Here is an 18,828-nt window from a genome sequence, read left to right as displayed (position 1 = left end):
GTTCAGGCCCGCGCAGCCTGTTTCGCGCTGACGAGCGCCCACCAGCCGTTGAGCGTCGGCGTCTCGGCGAAATCGGAAAATTCCAGCTCCAGCCCGCCCTCGCTCCAGGCCAGCACGAGATTCATCGCGCGCATGGAATCGAGGCCGAGATCCATCAGGCTGTCATCGCCGCCGATCTCGTCCGGGTCTTCATGCAGCATGCGGGCTATGTCGGCGCGCATCCGCTCGCGGGTGATCGGGGCGGCCGGGGTGACGATGCGGCGGATGTCGCCGGGCTCGATGGCCATCACAGAACCTCCAGGACGTCCGCGCTCATCAGCGGCACCGCGCACACATCCGCCGCATAGGCGAGGGCGAGGTCGTGCTTGGCACGGGAGAAATCGGCGAGCGCGTCGGCCACCAGGAAGGGCTCGATATCGCGCATGAAGGCGTCGGCGGCGGTGAGGGTGCAGCCGATATGGGCGTAGACGCCGCAGATGATCAGCTGGTCGCGCCCACGCGCCCGCATAAGCGTCTCCAGATTCGAGCGCTGGAAGGCGCTGTAGCGGTGCTTCACCAGCACGAAGTCGCCCGGCTGGGGCGTCAGCGCGGGATGGATGGGCTGGTGCTCGGGCGCCGCGCTCATGCCGGGGCCCCAGAGATCAGCCTGAAGCCCGCGGTCGCGGCGGTCCTGATTGCCCTCCTGCGCGGTGTAGAACACCGGCACGCCGGCGCGGCGCGCCGCATCCGCCAGTGCGGCGATATGGGCGATGACCGGCACGAGCGGGGAGGCATCGGCGGCGAAGACGCGCAGGAAATAGTTCTGCATGTCGTGGATCAGCAGCGCGGCGCGGCCCGGCTCCAGCTTCCATGGCCCGCGCGGGGTGGGCAGCTCCTCGCGGCGCGGCAGGTCGTAGGGGGGAATCGTCGGCAGACCGGGTTTGACGCTCATCGGGCGGCCTCCTGTTCGAGGAAGCGGCGGCGGAGATTCGCGCGCAGCTCCTTGCGCGAGACCTTGCCGACCGCCGTGGTCTCGAAGGCATCAACGAACACGATCTGGTCCGGCACCTTGAAGTCGGCGAGGCCGCGCGTGCGCATCCACGCCTTCAGCGCGGCGGCCTTGGGCTTCTCGCCGGAGGCGATGATGAAGGCGCAGGAGCGCTCGCCGAGGAAATCATCCGGCAGCGACACCACCGCCGCGTCGAACACGCTGGGGTGGCCGAGCAGATGGTCCTCGATCTCCTCGGCGGAGATCTTCTCGCCGGCGCGGTTGATGTGGTCGCTGGCGCGGCCCTGCACCACGAGATAGCCCTCGGGGGTGCGCTTGACCACATCGCCGGTGCGGTAATAGCCGTCGGGTGTGAAGGCGCGGGCATTCGCTCCGTCGTTGTTGTGGTAGGCGCGGATCGTATAGGGCCCGCGCGTGAGCAAATTGCCGGCCTCGCCCTCGGGCACGGGATGGCCGGCATCGTCGAGGATCAGCACCTCGTCGGCGTCGCTGATCGGCCGGCCCTGCGTCTCGGTGATGATCTCGTCGGGGTCGTCGAGGCGGGTGTAGTTCACCAGTCCCTCGGCCATGCCGAACACCTGCTGCAGCGTGCAGCCGAGCACCGGGCGCACGCGGCGGGCCGATTCCGGCAGGAACTTCGCCCCGCCGACCTGCAGCACCTCCAGGGACGACAGGTCATGCGCCGTCCCCGGCGCCGCCTGCAGCCAGAGCAAAGCGAGCGGCGGCACGAGACCGGTGATGGTCACCCGCTCGCGCGCGATCAGCGGGAAGGCGACCCCCGGGCTCGGCGAGGGCGCGAGCACGACGCGCGATCCCGCATGGAGCGCACCGAACACGCCGGGCGAGCTCATGGGGAAATTATGCGCGACGGGGAGCGCGGCGAGATAGACGCTGTCGGGCGTCAGGCGACAGATCTCGGCGCTCGCCCGGAACGAATAGATGTAGTCGTCATGGGTACGCGGGATGAGCTTGGAGAGCCCGGTCGAGCCACCGGAAATCTGCAGGAAGGCGACCTCCGAGGGGTCGGCATCCTCGGGGAGCACGACGCCTTCGCCGGAGGGCAGCGTGGCGAGCGAGGCGAACTCTCCGCCCTCGCCGACCACCACGACATGCTCCACCGCCGGCACCTCGGCGACGACCTGCGCGGCCAATGCGCGGTAGTCGAAGCCGTCATGGCTGGCGGCGACGATGTAGCCGCGCGCCTCGGCCGTGCGGGCGAAATGGCTGATCTCGACATGGCGATGGGCCGGCAGCGCATAGACCGGGACCAGCCGGGCGCGGAACAGGCCGAACACCACCGACAGGAATTCCGGGATGTTGGGGATCTGCACCACCACCCGGTCGCCGGGCTGAAACCCGAGGGCCAGCAGGCCACGGGCGATGCGTTCGGCGCGGCCTTCCAGCTCGGCGAAGCTCCAGCGCTGATCGCCGCCGACCACGGCGATGTGCGCGGGCATCTCCTGCGCGCGCTGGCGCAGGAAGGAGGTGAAGGTTTCCCCGCGCCAATAGCCGGCGGCGCGGTAGCGCGCGGCAAATTCCGGCGGCCAGACCTGTCGAAGCGGGATCACGCAAACCTCTCCCAAACGCCCTTACGCGCCCGCGTCCAGCGGGCGGCCATCCTCGTCGATGCCGAAAGCCTGCAGCAGCGCGGCGAATTTGGCGGAAGTCTCCTCCCCCTCGGCGACCGGATCGGAGCCCGGCACGATTCCGGCCCCGGCATAAAGCCGGGCTTCGCCGCCGGCAATGCGCGCGCAGCGAATGGCGACATGCCAGGCGCCGTCCCCGGCCTCGTCACACCAGCCGACCGCGCCGGCATAAAAGCCCCGGTCATAGCCCTCGAGCCCCGGAATGGCGCGGGCCGCCACCGCGCGCGGCGCGCCGCAGACGGCCGGGGTGGGGTGCAGCCGCGCGGCGAGTTCGAGGCTCGACATGGCGGGATCGCGCAGCTTGCCGACGATGCGCGTGCCGAGGTGCCACATGGTGGCGGTGGAGGTGACCTGCGTGCCCTCGGGCGTGCCAAGCTCCACGCAATAGGGCGCGAGCTGGTCGAGGATCGCCTCGACGACGGCGCGGTGCTCGCGTCCGTCCTTCTCGGAGACCGCCAGCGCCTCAGCCGCCGCGCGGTCGGCGGCCGCATCGGCATGGCGGCGGGCCGAGCCGGCGAGCGGATGGGAGAGAATGGCCGCGCCGGTCTTGGCAATCAGCAGTTCCGGCGTCGCGCCGATAAACACGCCACCCTCCTCCGTACCGGCCAGCGGCACGCAGAAGGTGGTGACGCTTTCATCGCGGGCGAGCGCCTGAAGCAGCGCCCCGGCGTCGATCGGGCGGTCGGCGGCAAGCCGCAGGCTGCGCGACAGCACGATCTTGCGCAGCCCATCGCCGCTCGCATCCTTCTGGCCGCGCGCCATCGCGTCGAGCGCGGCCGCCACCGCCGCGCGATAGGCGGGCAGCGTCGGCTCGGCCATGACCCGCCACTGCGGGGCCCCGGCCGGGGCCAGCGGGCGCGGGCCGCTGGGGCGTGGCAGCAGCCCGGACAGCTCCGGGCGGCCGCTCTGGCGCGTGAGTTCCGCCGGCTGCAACAGATGGGCCGGCGCGTCCATGTCATAGGGCAGCGCGCCGACCAGCAGGCGCGGACCTTCCGGCCGCGCGGCGAAATAGGCGCGCACCCGCGCCTCGACCGGCGCCGGGCCTGCCTCCAGCCGCCCAAGGCAGCCCTGCCCGATCAGCGTGCCCTCCCGGCCTGCCAGCACGAAGGGCAGGGCCGGGGCAGACATCGCCGCCGCGCGGGGCGTGGATGCCGCGCGCTCAGGCCGCGCGGCATCGGTAAGACGGGCATTCATCGGCAGACCCATTGACGGTCCATCCATGCGAGGTGGGCGCCGCTCAGGGCTTGATGAGGGTGACGGTGTCGCCGAAGGGATCGACCATCGGCACCGGACGGCCACGCTCGCCGCCGGGACCACCCGCGGGCGGCGCACCAGCCGGAGCGCCTGCCGGGGGAGCACCGGCCGGCGCGGCGGCAACCGGCGTCGCACCCGCCGGGGGAGCGCCTGCCGGCGCGGCGGCGCCCTCGGGCGGGCGCGGACGCGGCACGCTCTTCACCTTGTTCGACACATAGACATTGCCGCTCTCGGCATCGACCGTGATGGTCTGCGGCATGGAGCCGGTGACGACATTGGCGATGGGGTCGAGCGTCTTGGTGTCGATCAGGCTGACGAAACCGCCGGTGCGGTTGGCGACATAGAGGATACTGCGCTTGGCATCGAGCGCCACGCTCAGCGCGCCGCCGCCGGTCGCAATCTCCTTGATGAGCTTGCCGTCCTTGGCGTCGAGCACGGTGACTTCGCCCGAACCCTGATTGGCGACGAAGAGCTGGTCGCCGCTGGCGTCATAAACAAGGTTGATCGCGCCCTCGCCGCCGGTGGGGAAGCGGTTCGTCACCTTCTTGCTGGCGAGATCGACCACCACGACCTCGTTGGCCTGCAGGGCCGAGAGGAACAGGCGGTTGTTCTTGGCATCCAGTGCGATGCCGGCAATGCCGCCGGTGAGGCCGTCAATGCTGTCGACGATCTTGTTGGTGGCGCCGTCAATGATCCACACGGCGCTCGGCGTGTCGCGCATGCCCAGCACGGTGACATAGGCGCGGTTATTGGCCTCGTCGACCGCGACCTCGCGCACATGCGCCTTCTCGCCCTTGGCGAGCTTGGCGACGACCTTGCCGGTGGCGAGGTCGATCACGCCGACCGAGCCGTCGCGGGTCTGCGTGCCATAGAGCGTCTTGGTCTTGGTGTTGATGCCGAGCCCGAACATCGGGTCATCGCCGGTGGGGATGGTCTCGCGGGTCTCCAGCGTCGCCGGATCGAGCGCCAGAACGCTGGTCTCGGTGGCGCCGCGCGTGCCGGCGGCGGCGACATAGACGCGATTGGTCGAGGCGCCGAACACGATCTCGTAGAGGCCCTGGCCGGGCTTCACCTGCTTGACGAATTCCGGGTCCGCGAGCGCCGTGCCGGCCAGGGCCACCAGCGCGGTGGCGGAGACGAGGGCGGTGCGCAGGAAGCGCGCGCGGGGGGCCAGGGACCGGGAGGGCGTCGCGTCGGTAGGCATGGCGTTACTCCGTTGAGAGATGTCGTTGGCGGCGCGCGACGCTCCCGGCGAGCGGCGCGGGTGGGGGACGCTCAGTCGAGCGAAATCCAGTTCGGACCGTCGATCGGTACGGCGAGGAAGCGTTGGTTGACCTCGGCGACGGTGGCGTCGACATCGAGGTCGCGGAAGCGTTCGGGATGGATCCATTTGGCGAGGATCTCGACCGCGAACAGGTCGAGCGCGGAATTGAGCATCTGGTGCGACAGGCCATAGACGCGCTTGTCGCGCACCGCCGCCAGCCCCGCGAAGCCCGGTCGGGCAATGACGCGGGCCAGCGTCTCACGGGCGCGCTCGACGGTATATTCCGGCCCGATCAGCAGCCCACCCGTGCCTTCCATATGGCTGCCGCCGGTGGCGATATAGACCTGCGGATCCTGGGCGATGACATATTCGAGGTTGAGCTTGCCGAAGGCGCGGGGAATGACCGCCGCGCCGATATTGGCGCCACCCACCAGGTCGATGATCTCGCCGACATTGCCGCGGCCGGGCGAGTTGCAGCAATCCGCCGTCATCGCCGCGTGCGGCTCCAGGAAGACGCGCGGGCGCTCGGCGGGGGGAAGATTGGCCAGCTTGCTGGTCACCGCGTCGAGATGGGCGCGGCGATAGGCCAGGAACGCCTCGGCCTTCTCGGAGGCGCCGGTGGCGGCACCGAGCAGGCGCAGGCTCGGCTCGGTATTGGTCAGCGGGTGGGTGAAGAAGTCGATCACCACCACCGGGATGCCGGCCGCCTCGATGCGGGCGCGCTCTTCCTCGCTCGGCTGGGAGCCGAGCGAGAACACGGCGAGGTCCGGGCGCGCCGCCACCACCTGCTCGACCGAGAGCGCGCCGGCCGAGCTCGCCACCTTGGCCAGCGTCTCGATGGCGGGGAACTTCGCCCGGTAGACGTCATAAGTGCTCTTGCCCAGCCGGTTGATGTCGCGCGGCCAGGCGGCGAGCAGGCTGACAGGATCGGGCTGGATGAGCGCGAGCGCGACGAGGAAGCGGCCATCGTCGATCAGCAGGCGTTTGGCGGGGGCTTTGAGCGTCACCTGCCGGCCGGTGAGGTCGGTCAGCTGCACTTCCGCCCGCGACGGCAGCACCAGCGCCGTCCATGCCAGCAGGCCGGTCACCAGCGCGACCAGCAGCCGGGCGAAAGCGAGGCGCGGGCAGCGCGCCGGAAAGGCCGGAAGAGTAAAAGCCATCGCGAGGTCTGCTTGGATCAACGGGCATCGGATGCTGGCGTCATCCGCCTCGGGGACAGACGTGTCAACTAAACAATTTGTAACGGCTTGTTTTTAATTACTCTAAATACGAATAAATATGGTAATTGTTGCGATACTTCCGAAACTATACGCGACGTTACTGCCCCTGCGTCATCACGAGCGGGTCAACCGCGCGAACTTTTTCGCAGGCTTGGCACGCTCGTCCAAAATGCCGCAGTGCAACCAGAAACGGTATCAGATGGGTGTGCCGCTCTCGCCGCCCGGCAGCGAATTTGCTAGGTACGCCACGCGCCGCCCTGCGGGGCCGGTGCTTCGGCATCTGGGGGATGGGATCACTTCATGCGCGTTGCAATGATCGGTACCGGCTATGTCGGCCTTGTTTCCGGTACGTGCTTTTCGGACTTCGGCCATCACGTGACCTGCATCGACAAGGATGCCGGCAAGATCGAGCGGCTGAACCGCGGCGAGATTCCGATCTATGAGCCGGGCCTCGACGACCTGGTGCGCCGCAATGTCGAGGCCGGCCGGCTCGACTTCGCCACCGACCTCACCCAGGCGGTGAAGGAAGCCGAGGTGGTGTTCATCGCCGTCGGCACGCCCTCGCGCCGCGGCGACGGCCATGCGGACCTGTCCTATGTCCACGCCGCCGCGCGCGAGATCGCGCAGGTCGCGGAAGGCTTCACCGTCGTCGTCACCAAGTCGACCGTCCCGGTCGGCACCGGCACCGACCTCGAGCACATCATCCGCGAGGCGGCGCCCGAGGCGGACATCGCCGTGGTGTCGAACCCGGAATTCCTGCGCGAGGGCGCGGCGATCGAGGACTTCAAGCGCCCCGACCGCGTGGTGATCGGCACCACCGATCCGCGCGCCCGCGAGGTGATGTCCGCGCTCTACCGCCCGCTTTCGCTCAACGCCGCGCCGATCCTGTTCACCGAGCGCAACACCTCGGAGCTGATCAAATACGCCAGCAACGCCTTCCTCGCGATGAAGATCACCTTCATCAACGAGATGGCGGACCTGTGCGAGAAGGTCGGCGGCAATGTGCAGGAAGTCGCGCGCGGCATCGGCCTCGACGGGCGGATCGGCTCGAAGTTCCTGCATGCCGGTCCGGGCTATGGCGGCTCCTGCTTCCCGAAGGACACGCTGGCGCTGATGCGCACGGCGCAGGAGGCCGGCTCCCCGGTGCGCCTCATCGAGACCGTCACCACGGTCAACGAGACGCGCAAGGCCGCCATGGGCCGCAAGGTGCTGGAAGCGCTGGAAGTGGCGCCGCGCGGGGCCACCGTCGCCGTGCTCGGCCTGACCTTCAAGCCGAACACCGACGACATGCGCGACAGCCCGGCGATCAACATCGTGCAGTCGCTGGTCGATCGCGGCGTCACCGTGCGCGCCTATGACCCGGAAGGGATGCACGAGGCCCGCAAGGTGCTGCCGCCCAGCGTGGTCTACACCGCCGGCGCCTATGAATGCGCCGAGGGAGCGGACTGCCTGGTCATCGTCACCGAATGGGACGCCTTCCGCGCCCTCGACCTCGATCGCCTGAAGGCCGTGCTCAAGAGCCCGATCATCGTCGACCTGCGCAACATCTACCCGCCCGTCGACCTCCTCAGCCGCGGCTTCAAATACACCGGCATCGGCCGGGGGAATGTCGCCCAGAGCTGAGCGTCGCGCCCGCGCCACGCCAACACAAACGCCTCCGATGATCCGTCATCGGAGGCGCTGCTTTTTCAGGCACCTTGCAAAAGGCAGCGGCGGCGCAAAAGGCGACGGCAGCACCGAACACCGCTCGGCTCAACTGTCGGCTAGAGCGACGACGACTGTCCGGCCACCGGTCCACCGGGCACCAGCGACCTGTCTCTGGGATTGGGGAAGACTGACCGCACGGCCGGGCGAGCCTGGGGCGCGCGGCGCGTGACCAGCCAACCCACCGCGCCGATGACGATGAGGTTGTACGCCACTTCCTGGCTCGTCAGATAGGCCGAGTGGGTGGAGAGCAGCAGGCAGGCGAAGATCAGCCCATAGGCTGAGGCATAAAAGAAATGACGACGGCACTTCATGAAAACGATCTGCGTCGCGTAGCCCATCACGAGCAGGACGATCAGTCCGCCGAAGCCGAAATCGATATAGGGCGCGCCGAGCAGGGGAATCTCACCGCCGCCCATCCATTCCTGGGCATCAATGATCGCCTCGGCGTTGTAGGCCTGGAACCACTTGTTCGTGAAGGTCAAGAAGAACACGAACCGCAGGGAGTACCAGCCGAGAGCAAGATCTCCCTCGTTGTTCTGCACCGGCACGAGGGCATTATAAACATCGTTGTACAGATAGAACAGAATGCTCTGCCAGCCCTGCTGGGCCACGGATTCGTCCGTCACGTGACCCATGACGAAGTACTGCTTGATCGTCCAGACGAAGGCGAGCATGCCGACGCCGATCAGCAGGTAGCCGACGCCGATAATCCGCCCGCGAACGATGGAGGCGGCGACGAAGCTGCCGATGCAGGCAATGAAGAAATTAATGCGGCCGCTGATCAGGATCGGTGCCAGCGATAGATAGATCAGCGCGACGATGAACATGCCGACGATAGCAAGGCGCTGCGGGAACGTCATCGGCACTTCGGTCAGAGCCAGACGGCCGGCGCACAGCACCGCAATGCCGATAAAGCCGGAGCTGACCAGACGGCCGCCCGGAAAGGCCGCGCCGACAATGGCATCGCGCGCTGCCACGTTGTCGCTTGCCGCAACCTCCATGATGGCCGCGAGACCACCGAACTGGATGATGGCGACGCCGATCCACATGAAGGCGACGACCGATGTCACCGAGAACAGGATCAGCAGCACCTTGAAGAAGAAGAAGGAGCGGACATTGCTGTAGTCCGGCGGCTGCCGCCGGTTCCACACCCCCGCGGCGACCACGCCGGTCGCGAAGAACAGATAGCCGAGAAGCAGCCAGAGATAGCCGAAGGGCGTCGACTGCGGCACGAGCTTCAGCGCGTAGACCATGAAGGCGAAGTAGGAATAGTTCTGGCCGATCAGCCCGCCGACCTCATAGCCGATCAGACCGATCGCCCAGGTGAAGCTCAGGATGAAGAGAGGCGAGATCAGCAGCAGGAAGACGTGGTCCGGCGGCCGAGGCGCCGGTCCCCCACGCCGCTGACGCTGATCGCCCCCAACACCCGGCTTCATGAACGCTCTCCAAGCGGGCGACCGACCCGGCCCCGCGACATTGACCGCATCCAGTGTAGCAGGGGCCGCTCGATTAGCAGATAGACCAGATGACCGACGCCAATCGCCGCAATGACGGCCATGACGACATACACCCCGCCGACCGTCCCCGGTCCGAAGATGCCGGATTTCGTCAGCAGAATCTGGATCGGACGCTGCACGAAGCGGTGGCTGAGATAGAGCGAGTACGAACTGTCGCCCAGCGCGACCATGAAGCGCGGCAGGCGGCGCTCCACGGTGGCCGGCAGGAGCAGCACCAGCGCCGCCACGGTAATGGCGGAGGGAATGCCGGCGGACACGAAGCGTGGAAGCGCGAACGGCTTGTGCGGCATATTGAGATAGTAAAGCGCCAGCAACCCCACCAAAGCGACGGCGACGGCCAAGCCGGTGGACAGCGCGAACGCCTTGCCCCACCGCGCATAGGCCAGCGCGATGAGAATGCCCATGGCGAATTCGAGAATGATGCTGTTGGTCCAGAAGCGGATGGCCGCGAATTCCGCACCGACACCGAGCGCGCCCAGAACCGACAGCACGAAGAGCAGGATGATCGTGCACAAGGCGACATGCGCACGCGACACCATCAGGCACAGACTGAACATCGCATAGAAGAACATCTCATAATTCAGCGTCCATCCAAGCGACAGGATCGGTGAAATACGCCCGTCATAGCGCTCGTAAGGAAAGAACAGATACGATGAGATGAATTGATAGACGTCGAATTTGGCCTCCTTCACGCCGCCCGGCGCGAAAATGATGACCATGATCATGAGCGTGGTGAATATATAATAGATCGGAACGACGCGGATAAGCCTGTTCTTGATGAACTGGACGTGCGGCCGCGGCAGGTCGAAGAGCTTCACGCTCGAATAATAGATAATGAAGCCGCTGATGATGAAGAACAGATCGACACCCTTGCCGAAGGGGTCGGTCTCGATCCATGGCGTGAAGCCATAGAAGTATTTCGCCTCTTCAGAGGCGTGCGCGACAGTCACCATGATCGCGGCCAACGCCCGAAGAACCTGGATGGAGGCAAGTTGCCCCATGCCGAATTCCGTTTTGCCCGACGCTGCTGTCACGCTTCGCTCCTGGATCGACACTCGGCGGCACAGCCACCGACATTGCTTTCAATCGGCACGGTATGCGCCCGGCGGCAGGAGAAGCGCCGCAAGGTCGCTCCCCCCTGGGCCCACGAAAAGGACGCGGCCCGCGCCCGCCCCGCCGCCTTAAGCGGGATGGCGCCGGCGGGAGCGGCGAGCAGCGCCCGGATCTGCGCCGCGCAGTCCCCCTCATCGTCGCTGCGAAAGTACAGCGCCGCGTCGCCGAGCACCTCGGGCATGGCCGAGGAATCGGAGGACAGCACCGGGCAGCCCAGCGCCATGGCTTCCAGCGGGGGAACGCCGAAACCCTCATAGCGCGAGGGAAAGAGGAACAGACCGGCGTTCTCATAGAGCGCGCGCAGCTCGCCATCGCTCACCCGGCCGAGGCGGGCGACGGAGGGGTGATCCTCCACCGCGCCACCGGCGAAGATCCGGTCCGAGCCGCCGCCGGCCACCGCGAGGCGCCAGCCCTGCGGGGCGGCGCGCACGAAGGCACGGATGGCGAGGGCGATGTTCTTGTTCGGCGTCTGGTTGCCGACGGTGAGGCCATACTGGCCGGGGGTCAGCCCATGCCGGGCGAGGATCGAGGTGTCCGGCGCGACCGAAAGGATGTGCTCGGCGCTGTCGGGAATGATGGTGAAGGCGCTCTCCGGCACGCGGCAATAGCGCGCCAGCTCCCGGCGGGAGAATTCCGAGATGGTCACCAGCCGGCGCGCGCGGCGCGCGAGGCGCGGGCGCAGGAAGCGGTGCAGCGTGCGATAGGCGCGCGAGAAATGCTCGGGATGGGCGAACACCGCCGCGTCGTGCATCACCAGGATGGAGCGGGAATGGGCCAGCGGGCCGGCGGAGATGAGGTTGAGCAAAGTCCCGCCCCGCGCGGCGAGGGCGAGCTCGATCTGCTCCCAGGCATGGCCTTTCAGCCGGCCGACCTCGCGCACCGGGATATGCCGCCAGCCGGGCACGCGCCGCTCGCCCGGTGGGACGAGGGCGACGGGGCTCAGCCGGGCGCGCAGTTCCGGCTCGGCGTCGAGCTTGGCGTCGAGGGCCCCCACCAGTTCCTGCGCATAGCGCTGCATGCCCGACAGCGGCTGCGTCAGGAAGCGGCCATTGATGAAGACCGGATACGTGCCCGCGCTCATGCCGCAAGCTGCCGATAGACGCGCTCGATGCCGGCGCACATGTTCTCGACCTGCCAGCTGCTCATGTCGGAGGCCCGCGCCCCCGCGGTCAGGCGGGCGAGCAGCGCCTTGTCCTCGATGAGCCGGATCGCCGCCTGCGCGGCGCCCGCCATGTCGTCGGCGCCGGTGACGATGCCGTTGCGCCCGTCCTGCACCACCTCGTCGAGACCGGGAATGTCGGAGATGATGCAGGTGCGCCCGGCGGCGAGATACTGCATGACGACGCGCGGCAGCCCCTCGCGGGTGGAGGTGAGCATGCAGAAATCGGCAAGCGCGATCAGCTTTTCCGGGTCGGTGCGGTAGCCGAGCAGCCGGGCATTATGGCCAAGGCCGAGGGCGGCGATCTTCGCCTCGACCTCGGCCCGATGCGGCCCCTCGCCGGGCATGAGCAGCCGCACCTGCGGGAAGCGCGCGACGACGGCGGGGAACGCCTCGAGGAACTCGCAATGGCGCTTGCGCGGCTCCAGCGCCGCCATCATCACGATGACCGGCGGCTTCGCCTCCTCCGGCCCGATGCCGATGAGGTCGCGCCAATCCTCCGGCGGCTCGCCCCCGGCGAAGCGCTTGAGGTCGAAGCCCGAATGGATGACATGGTGCTGGTCGGGCCGGCCGACCTTGGCCTCGACGCAGACATCGCGCATGCCGCGCGACACGTCGATGAAGGCGTCCGTCACCCGCGCCGCCGCGCGCTCGGCGGCGAGATAGATCAGGCGCTGGGCTTTGCCGACATTGATGAAGGGCACGATGTGCACGCCATGCACGATGTGCTTCACCCCGGCCGCGCTGGCGGCGAAACGCCCGACGATGCCGGCCTTGCTCTGATGGGTGTGGACGATGTCCGGCCGGATGGTGCGGAAGAAGCGGCGCATCGCGGCGAAGGCCTTGGCGTCGGCGACCGGGTCGAGCGGGTGCACCAGCGAGTCGATCTTCACCAGTTCGAGGCCCGGCATCGGCGCCGCGTAGTAGCGCGGGTCGAAATCCCGGCCATGGACGAGATAGACCTGATGCCCGGCGTCGATCTGCCCGCGGCAGGAGGCCAGCGTGTTCTCCTCGGAGCCCGCGCGCAGCAGGCGTGTCAGAACGTGAACGATGCGCATGCCGCTCTTCAAGCCTCCGTCGCAAGGGTCGTTCGGCGCCGCACCGCCGCAAGGCGCGCGGCGAGCCCGTCCCAGTCGATCACCGTCTCGGCGGGAACACGCGCGCGCTCGAACGCCTGCGCCCGCTCGAAGGCGCCGCGAATGCTGGCGCTGTCGCCGGGGGTGTAGCCAAGGAAATGCGGCTTGGCCGCGCTGCTGAGCGCGGCCGGCACGACGCAGGGCAGGCGGCTATAGACATATTGCAGCAGCCGGTTGGAATGCTCCGCCTGATACTCGAAGCCCGGCTTGGCGAGATAGGGCGCGAAGCCGATATCGGCGAACTTCACATAAGGCACCATCTCGGCGAAGGGCCGCTCGCCCATGGCGCGGATGTTCGGCACGGCGGGCAGATCGTTGCTGCTGCCGAACTGCACGAAGTCCCAGTCGGGAAAGGCCTGCGCCGCCACGGCAAGGCTCGGCGCATCGAGACCGGAACTGCCGGAGATGACGACCTTCAGGCGACCATCCTGGGCATAAGGCGACGTGTCCGCCGCGTCGAACAGATGCTTTTCCAGCCCCATCGGGTCGATCTGCACCCGGCCGCGACCGATGAACTTCTGCGCCAGGATCTCGCTGGCGAGGCTGACGGCGTCGACCTGCGGCACCGCCCGCGCCTCGGCGGCCAGCAGCGACGGCACCGGGCGCACCACCTCGATATTGTCCGACACCCGGTAGACGATCGGCGCGTCGGTGGCGCGCCGGACATGGTCCAGCATGGCGAGGCCACCGCAGCTCTCGACGATGACGAGATCAGCGCCACGGGCAAAGCGCTCCACGACCCCGCCGGCCGGCCAGGGATAGGCGGCGGTCAGGCGATCCGCCAGCCGGTGCACGATGCCCCGCGCCCGCCCGAGCTGGTGGAACGGCGTCGCGACCACGCCGACGCTCAGGCTGTCGTCGATCGCCTCAAGCCGATTGAGACCCACCACCTCGCCGAACTGGGTCCGGCGGTCGCCCTTCAGGCGGGTGATCCAGCTGAAGTCGCAGGTGACGAAGCGTGCTTGCCAGCCGGCGCGCCGCAGCGCGTCGCACACCCAATGCATGCCGCCACGCCGGCGCTGGCTGTAGAGATGGTAGCTCAACAGCAGAACCACCGGCGCGCGCGCGGGCGCCGATGCGAGCGGCGCGGGAAGGCTCATGTGAAGCGTCCTTCGCTCGCCTGTTTCCAGGCGACCAGCGCGCTCTCAATGTCGGTCTGATAGGTGTAGCCGGCCTCCACCAGAGCGGTCGGCAGGATGTTGGTGGAGCGCACCAGCTTCCAGACCCGCTCGCGGTTGATCGAGGTCTTCAGCCCGAACTTGCCGAGCACCTCGAAGCCAAAGCCGGCGAGCAGCATCAGCTTCAGCGGGACCACCCGCGTCGGCGCCGCAAAGCCCGCCACCTTGGCGAAGGCCTGACAGATGGTCTCGGACGTCGTGCGCTCGGGATAGGACAGATTATAGGTGAACTCCCGGCGGCCGAGGCCACGGGCGAACTCCATCGAATTCACCAGCTCGCCGACATAGCCGCACGACTTGATGGTGTCCTTGCGGCCCGGATAGACGAAGCGCTTCTTGGCGAGCAGACCCGCGAGGCGGGTGAAGTTGCCCCCCTCGCCCGGCCCGAAGATGACGGCGGGACGGACGATGACCAGCCGGCGATCCGCGCCGTTCTCCAGCCAGCTGCGATGAATACCCTCGGCCTGGAACTTGGAGCGGCCATAGGCCGAGACCGGAGCGGGCGGGGTGCGCTCATCCACCGGCTCCTCGGTCGGGCCATAGACCGAGATCGAGGCGGTGAAGAGCAGGAATGAGGTGCCGATCCGGCTGGCGAAATCGCACACATGGGTGGCGCCCAGCACATTGGTCCAGAAATACTCCCAGTCCTCATGGCCCGGCGTGGTGTGGACCGCCGCGAGATTGTAGATCTCCGCGCCCGCCAGATCGCCCGTCAGACGGATCGGCTCGCGCACGTCGCCGATTATGTACTCCACACCGGCAACCGGGCTCTGCGGCGCGCGGATATCGTAGGAGATAAGCCGGCTATAGCGGCCGGTGGTCTTGAGATGGGCCAGCAGATGCGTGCCGATAAAGCCCGCACCGCCAAAAATGATGGCTGTTGCGGCGCCGCCGGAAAACGACATGCGGATTGCCTCGAAGTTTGAAAGAAAGCGGAGAAGCGAAAGCGGCCGGGGTCAAAACGATCGACGGAACGACAGCCTCACGCGTGGCATCGCCAGGGGCGAGACACTACGCCCGTGCGGAAGGTGCGAGATGTCGGCGGACAGGCGAAGCCGTTGCCCCACGCCCCGCCTCGCGCTCCTGCCGCATGTAACCATGCTGGCCGTGCTTGCCTCATCACTCTACCCCGCCCCAAAGCCGCTTCTATCCGGTACAGCGCCGTGGTCGCGCCGATGACTGAGACTCACGCGCACGCCCCAAATCACCATTGCCGTGGCAAATATCATGCCGATGACGAGCACCCAACATGTTACCGACCCGCCGCGAGCGAATTGGGGACGATGGGGCAGGCGTGCCACGATGATGGGCGCGAGGCTTGACGATACCCGCCCCGCCACCAAGATGACGTCAACTCAGGGGAAGCTCGACGCATGCCGATCAGCCGCCGCTCCGCTCTCGCCTTGGGTGCCAGCCTGATCGCCATGCCGGCCGTTGCGCAGTTATCCGCGGCCCCTTCGCGCCGCCTGAACGCCACGGATTTCGCGATTACCGCCGATGCGGGGGAGGATGGCAGCGGCACGGACAATCGCACGGCATTCCAGGCGTTCTTCACCGAACTGGCGACAGGCGGCTATAGCGAGGCGGTCATTCCCGGCGGGCGCTACGCGATCTCGGGCGACCTTTTCCTCGGCTCGGCGACGCTGGAAAGTCTCGCCATCTATGGTCAGGGGGCGGAGTTCATCTTCACCGCGCCCGAACCGAAGATGGGCGCCCGCCTGCGGGTTGCCGCGACCCGGCGCCAGGGCGGGGCGCTGCATATTGAAGGGCTGCTTCTTCGCCACAACCGACCCACGGTGCGCACGGGCGGCAGCGACATGGTCGGCCTGTCGGGCTTTCGTGCCTACCGGATCGAGGACATCACCATCCCCTCCGCCGACAATATGGGCATTACCATCGGCCGGGGGGACGCCAAGGCGCCGCGTTTCGTGCCGGAGTCCATTATCATTTCCGGCTGTGATGTCGGCGGGCGGCGCGAGAGCCAGCCCCACAGCAACGCCTCCATCGGCGATACCGGCATCTGGATCGTCAGCCCTGCGGTCGAGACCCGCATCACCCGTTGCCGCGTGCGCGAGACCGGCGATGACGGCATCTATGTCGGCCATTCCGATGCGCAGAACATCCGGCGGGTGGAGATCGACAATAATGACGTGCAGGATTCCGGCGCGCGCGGCATCGTCATTGCCGTGCCGAACGGCCATCTGCGCGACAACAGCATCCGTCGCACCAACATCGCCGGCATTGTCTGCGAGACGATGGATGGCGGCATGGCGTCCGACCTGCTGATCGAGCGCAATCTCGTCGTCGACGCGGGCACGCTGAAGGACAATGTGCTGGGCCAGCGGCTGATGAAGAAGGTCCATCCGCACGGCATCTTCATCTATGAGCCGGGCCGCAACATCACCCTGCGCGACAATGTGATCCGCACGCCGCTCGGCGACGGGCTGAAGATCCTCAGCCACCCGCTGGGCGACCTGTCGGGCGTGCGCCTCGAGGGCGGCAGCTTCGAGGGCATCGGCAGCCGGCCCGGCTCCAGCAGCGCCGTGGTGCTGCGGCGCGAGGGCAACGCCCCGACCCGCTGCCTGGACGTGGAGGCGCGCGGCGTGCAGGTGATCGACAGCCCGGCGCCGCTGCTCGCCTGGTCCAACAACGCCCCCGAGGCGGACGGGCCGGTGCGCCTGCTCGACCTCGCGCTGGTGCGCTGCCGGCCGGAGGGCGGCAGCCGCTATGTCAGCGGCAGCGGCAAGATCGGCGGCGTGGAAATCAGCTACCGTTCGATCGGTTCGACGGTCGACATCGCCGGCGGCGACGCGGCTTTTCCGCTCGCGGTGACGCGGCTGAAATGATCGAATTGAGAGAAATGCCAGCGCGGGGGGATGGTGGAGCCGAGGGGATTTGAACCCCTGACCTCTGCAGTGCGATTGCAGCGCTCTCCCAACTGAGCTACGGCCCCACGCGTCAGGCCGCGCCTTGTACGGTTGCGGCCGCCCCGCTGTCAAGGCGCCCTGCCAAGGATCGTCACGAAGCTGTGCGACGGCCGGCCGAGCTGTTGAAAACCCCGGCCGGCGCGCTCCGGCGCTCCTTCACCCGGCGCTGGGGGCGAACGCGCGGCCCCGCGTCAACGGATGGGGTTGCCGCCGGGCGGCGGCGCCTTTAAGCATCGTGCGACACGTATCGTCCCGACACGTCCTGCCCTGCGCCCCGCTTCGAGGCTCGCGATGTATTCGCTTCTCTGGCTTTTCGACACGATCATCACGCTTTACGTCTGGATTCTCATCGCCTCGGCCATCCTGTCCTGGCTCGTGGCGTTCAACGTCGTCAACGCGCACAATCAGGTCGTGCGCAGCATCGGCGAGTTCCTGTGGCGCGCCACCGAGCCGGTGCTGGCGCCGCTGCGCCGCATCCTGCCCAATCTCGGCGGCATCGACATCTCGCCGGTGGTGCTGATCATCGGCCTCTATTTCATCCGCAACCTGGTGTTCGAGCTGTTCGTCTGAACAGCCGGCACGCCCCGTGAGCGCCGGATCGCCATCCGCCTGGTCGGTGGCGGCTGATGGCCTCCTTGTGACCGTGCGGGCAACACCGCGCGGCGGGCGCGACGCCATTGACGGGCTGGTGGACCTCGCCGACGGGCGGCGGGCGCTGAAGGCCCGCGTCAGCGTCGCGGCGGAGGACGGCAAGGCCAATGCGGCGCTTACCCGGCTGCTTGCCAAGGGCGCGGGCATCGCCCCCTCCAGCGTCGAACTGGTGAGCGGCGCGACGGCGCGGCTGAAGACCTTCCGGCTCAAAGGCGACCCCGCCACCCTCACCGCCCGGCTTCAGGCGCTGGTCGGGGAGTGAGCGGCGCGGCTTCCGGCTCTCCCCAAGCATCGTCATCCCCGGGCTTGACCCGGGGATCCACTACTTGGGAACCGCGAGGCGAAGACGTGGATGGCCGGGTCAAGTCCGGCCATGACGGTGTATGGGATGGCGTGCCGCGTTCCCGGACTGCCGCCAGCACGGCGGCGGCGGCGAGCCCTCAGGCGGCCCCTCGTCTGGCGAGGAAATGAAGGCTCAGCCGTTCCAGCCGAAGGCGAGCTTTTCCAGCGTGCGGCCGCCGAAACTCTCCGACGAGCGGGCCACCCGCATGCCGCCGAGCGCCTTGTAGAAGCCGAGCGCGGGTTCGTTATCGGCGAGCGCCCAGACGGCGAGGCCGTCGAAACCGGCGCTCACCAGTTCCTTGCGCGCATCCTCGAACAGGCGCCGGCCAAAGCCGAGGCCCTGATATTCCGGCCGCAGATAGAGCTCGTAAATCTCGCCCTCATAGGGCAGGCCGCGCGCGCGGTTGCGCCCGACATTGGCATAGCCCGCCACCGCGTCGCCGAAGGTCAGCACCAGCACGCGCGAGCCGCGCTTGATCGCGGTCTCCCACCAGAGCGGGCCACGGCGCTGGACCATCTTCTCCAGCTCCATACCCGGTATCAGGCCGCGATAGGTCGCGCGCCACGCCGAATCATGGATATCGGCGATGTCCGCGGCGTGGGCCGGGCGCGCCCGGCGGGTCTCGATAAGGAGCGTGCTCATCCCCCCGATGGGAGCAAAACCGCTCCGCCGGATCAAGGGGCTTGACGCCAGAATGCACGAAGCATTTGCGTGAGCGTGGCGCG

17 protein-coding genes and 1 tRNA gene are annotated in these 18,828 nt (G+C 67.9%); 4 read left to right on the top strand and 14 right to left on the bottom strand.

Annotated elements, in window-relative coordinates; all coding sequences use genetic code 11:
• Positions 1–2: 2 nt before the first annotated feature.
• From OU996_RS06550 to OU996_RS06525, 6 genes are all read right to left on the bottom strand, one after another.
• Entirely contained in the window at positions 3–287 is a 285-nt protein-coding gene (locus OU996_RS06550) for a phosphopantetheine-binding protein (protein ID WP_267584828.1), read from the bottom strand.
• Positions 287–931, bottom strand: a complete 645-nt coding sequence (locus OU996_RS06545) for an isochorismatase family protein (RefSeq protein ID WP_267584827.1) — start codon at positions 929–931, stop codon at positions 287–289. Before OU996_RS06545 ends, OU996_RS06550 begins: the two co-directional genes overlap by 1 nt.
• Entirely contained in the window at positions 928–2,556 is a 1,629-nt protein-coding gene (locus OU996_RS06540; RefSeq protein ID WP_267584826.1) for a (2,3-dihydroxybenzoyl)adenylate synthase, read from the bottom strand. Before OU996_RS06540 ends, OU996_RS06545 begins: the two co-directional genes overlap by 4 nt.
• 21 nt (positions 2,557–2,577) lie before the next feature.
• A complete protein-coding gene (locus OU996_RS06535) occupies positions 2,578–3,762 on the bottom strand; it encodes an isochorismate synthase (RefSeq protein WP_267584825.1) in 1,185 nt (394 codons plus the stop codon).
• 109 nt (positions 3,763–3,871) lie between these two features.
• Positions 3,872–5,092, bottom strand: coding sequence for a YncE family protein (locus OU996_RS06530; protein WP_267584824.1), 1,221 nt, complete (start codon positions 5,090–5,092; stop codon positions 3,872–3,874).
• Positions 5,093–5,163: 71 nt separating this feature from the next.
• A complete protein-coding gene (locus OU996_RS06525) occupies positions 5,164–6,312 on the bottom strand; it encodes an ABC transporter substrate-binding protein (protein ID WP_267584823.1) in 1,149 nt (382 codons plus the stop codon).
• 360 nt (positions 6,313–6,672) lie between these two features.
• Here OU996_RS06525 and OU996_RS06520 point away from each other — a divergent pair, with 360 nt between their 5' ends.
• Entirely contained in the window at positions 6,673–7,995 is a 1,323-nt protein-coding gene (locus tag OU996_RS06520; protein ID WP_267584822.1) for a UDP-glucose dehydrogenase family protein, read from the top strand.
• A 140-nt stretch (positions 7,996–8,135) separates the two neighbouring features.
• Here OU996_RS06520 and OU996_RS06515 read toward each other — a convergent pair whose 3' ends face one another.
• The 6 genes from OU996_RS06515 to OU996_RS06490 are packed head-to-tail and all read right to left on the bottom strand — an operon-like array spanning position 8,136 to position 15,087.
• Positions 8,136–9,515, bottom strand: coding sequence for an O-antigen polymerase (locus tag OU996_RS06515; RefSeq protein WP_267584821.1), 1,380 nt, complete (start codon positions 9,513–9,515; stop codon positions 8,136–8,138).
• Positions 9,512–10,630 (bottom strand): acyltransferase family protein, encoded by a 1,119-nt coding sequence (locus tag OU996_RS06510; RefSeq protein ID WP_267584820.1) that lies wholly within the window; start codon positions 10,628–10,630, stop codon positions 9,512–9,514. The genes OU996_RS06515 and OU996_RS06510 overlap by 4 nt, the downstream gene beginning before the upstream one ends.
• Positions 10,627–11,790: a glycosyltransferase family 4 protein gene (locus tag OU996_RS06505; RefSeq protein WP_267584819.1), complete on the bottom strand. Its 1,164-nt coding sequence runs from the start codon at positions 11,788–11,790 to the stop codon at positions 10,627–10,629. The genes OU996_RS06510 and OU996_RS06505 overlap by 4 nt, the downstream gene beginning before the upstream one ends.
• On the bottom strand, positions 11,787–12,926 hold the full coding sequence (locus OU996_RS06500) for a glycosyltransferase (RefSeq protein ID WP_267584818.1): 1,140 nt from the start codon (positions 12,924–12,926) through the stop codon (positions 11,787–11,789). The genes OU996_RS06505 and OU996_RS06500 overlap by 4 nt, the downstream gene beginning before the upstream one ends.
• An 8-nt stretch (positions 12,927–12,934) precedes the next feature.
• Positions 12,935–14,104: a hypothetical protein gene (locus tag OU996_RS06495; protein ID WP_267584817.1), complete on the bottom strand. Its 1,170-nt coding sequence runs from the start codon at positions 14,102–14,104 to the stop codon at positions 12,935–12,937.
• Positions 14,101–15,087: an NAD-dependent epimerase/dehydratase family protein gene (locus tag OU996_RS06490; protein WP_267584816.1), complete on the bottom strand. Its 987-nt coding sequence runs from the start codon at positions 15,085–15,087 to the stop codon at positions 14,101–14,103. The genes OU996_RS06495 and OU996_RS06490 overlap by 4 nt, the downstream gene beginning before the upstream one ends.
• A 468-nt stretch (positions 15,088–15,555) precedes the next feature.
• Between OU996_RS06490 and OU996_RS06485 the strand changes: the two genes are divergently transcribed.
• Complete coding sequence (locus OU996_RS06485; RefSeq protein WP_267584815.1) at positions 15,556–17,028, top strand: right-handed parallel beta-helix repeat-containing protein; 1,473 nt, start codon at positions 15,556–15,558, stop codon at positions 17,026–17,028.
• Positions 17,029–17,059: 31 nt separating this feature from the next.
• On the opposite strand, the gene OU996_RS06480 is transcribed toward OU996_RS06485, so the two are convergent.
• Positions 17,060–17,135, bottom strand: a tRNA-Ala gene (locus tag OU996_RS06480).
• Between the two features lie 265 nt (positions 17,136–17,400).
• Here OU996_RS06480 and OU996_RS06475 point away from each other — a divergent pair.
• Complete coding sequence (locus tag OU996_RS06475; protein ID WP_267584814.1) at positions 17,401–17,679, top strand: YggT family protein; 279 nt, start codon at positions 17,401–17,403, stop codon at positions 17,677–17,679.
• A 16-nt stretch (positions 17,680–17,695) separates the two neighbouring features.
• The gene (locus OU996_RS06470; RefSeq protein ID WP_267584813.1) at positions 17,696–18,022 is read left to right on the top strand and encodes a DUF167 family protein; all 327 of its coding nucleotides are present in this window, start codon (positions 17,696–17,698) and stop codon (positions 18,020–18,022) included.
• A 213-nt stretch (positions 18,023–18,235) separates the two neighbouring features.
• Here the strand turns inward: OU996_RS06470 and OU996_RS06465 are convergent, their stop codons facing one another.
• Complete coding sequence (locus OU996_RS06465; RefSeq protein WP_267584812.1) at positions 18,236–18,745, bottom strand: GNAT family N-acetyltransferase; 510 nt, start codon at positions 18,743–18,745, stop codon at positions 18,236–18,238.
• Positions 18,746–18,828 lie beyond the last annotated feature (83 nt).

Source organism: Ancylobacter sp. SL191 (assembly GCF_026625645.1).
Lineage (GTDB): Bacteria > Pseudomonadota > Alphaproteobacteria > Rhizobiales > Xanthobacteraceae > Ancylobacter.
Note: the sequence above shows the minus strand (reverse complement) of the source record. Positions and strands in the feature narration are given on the sequence as shown.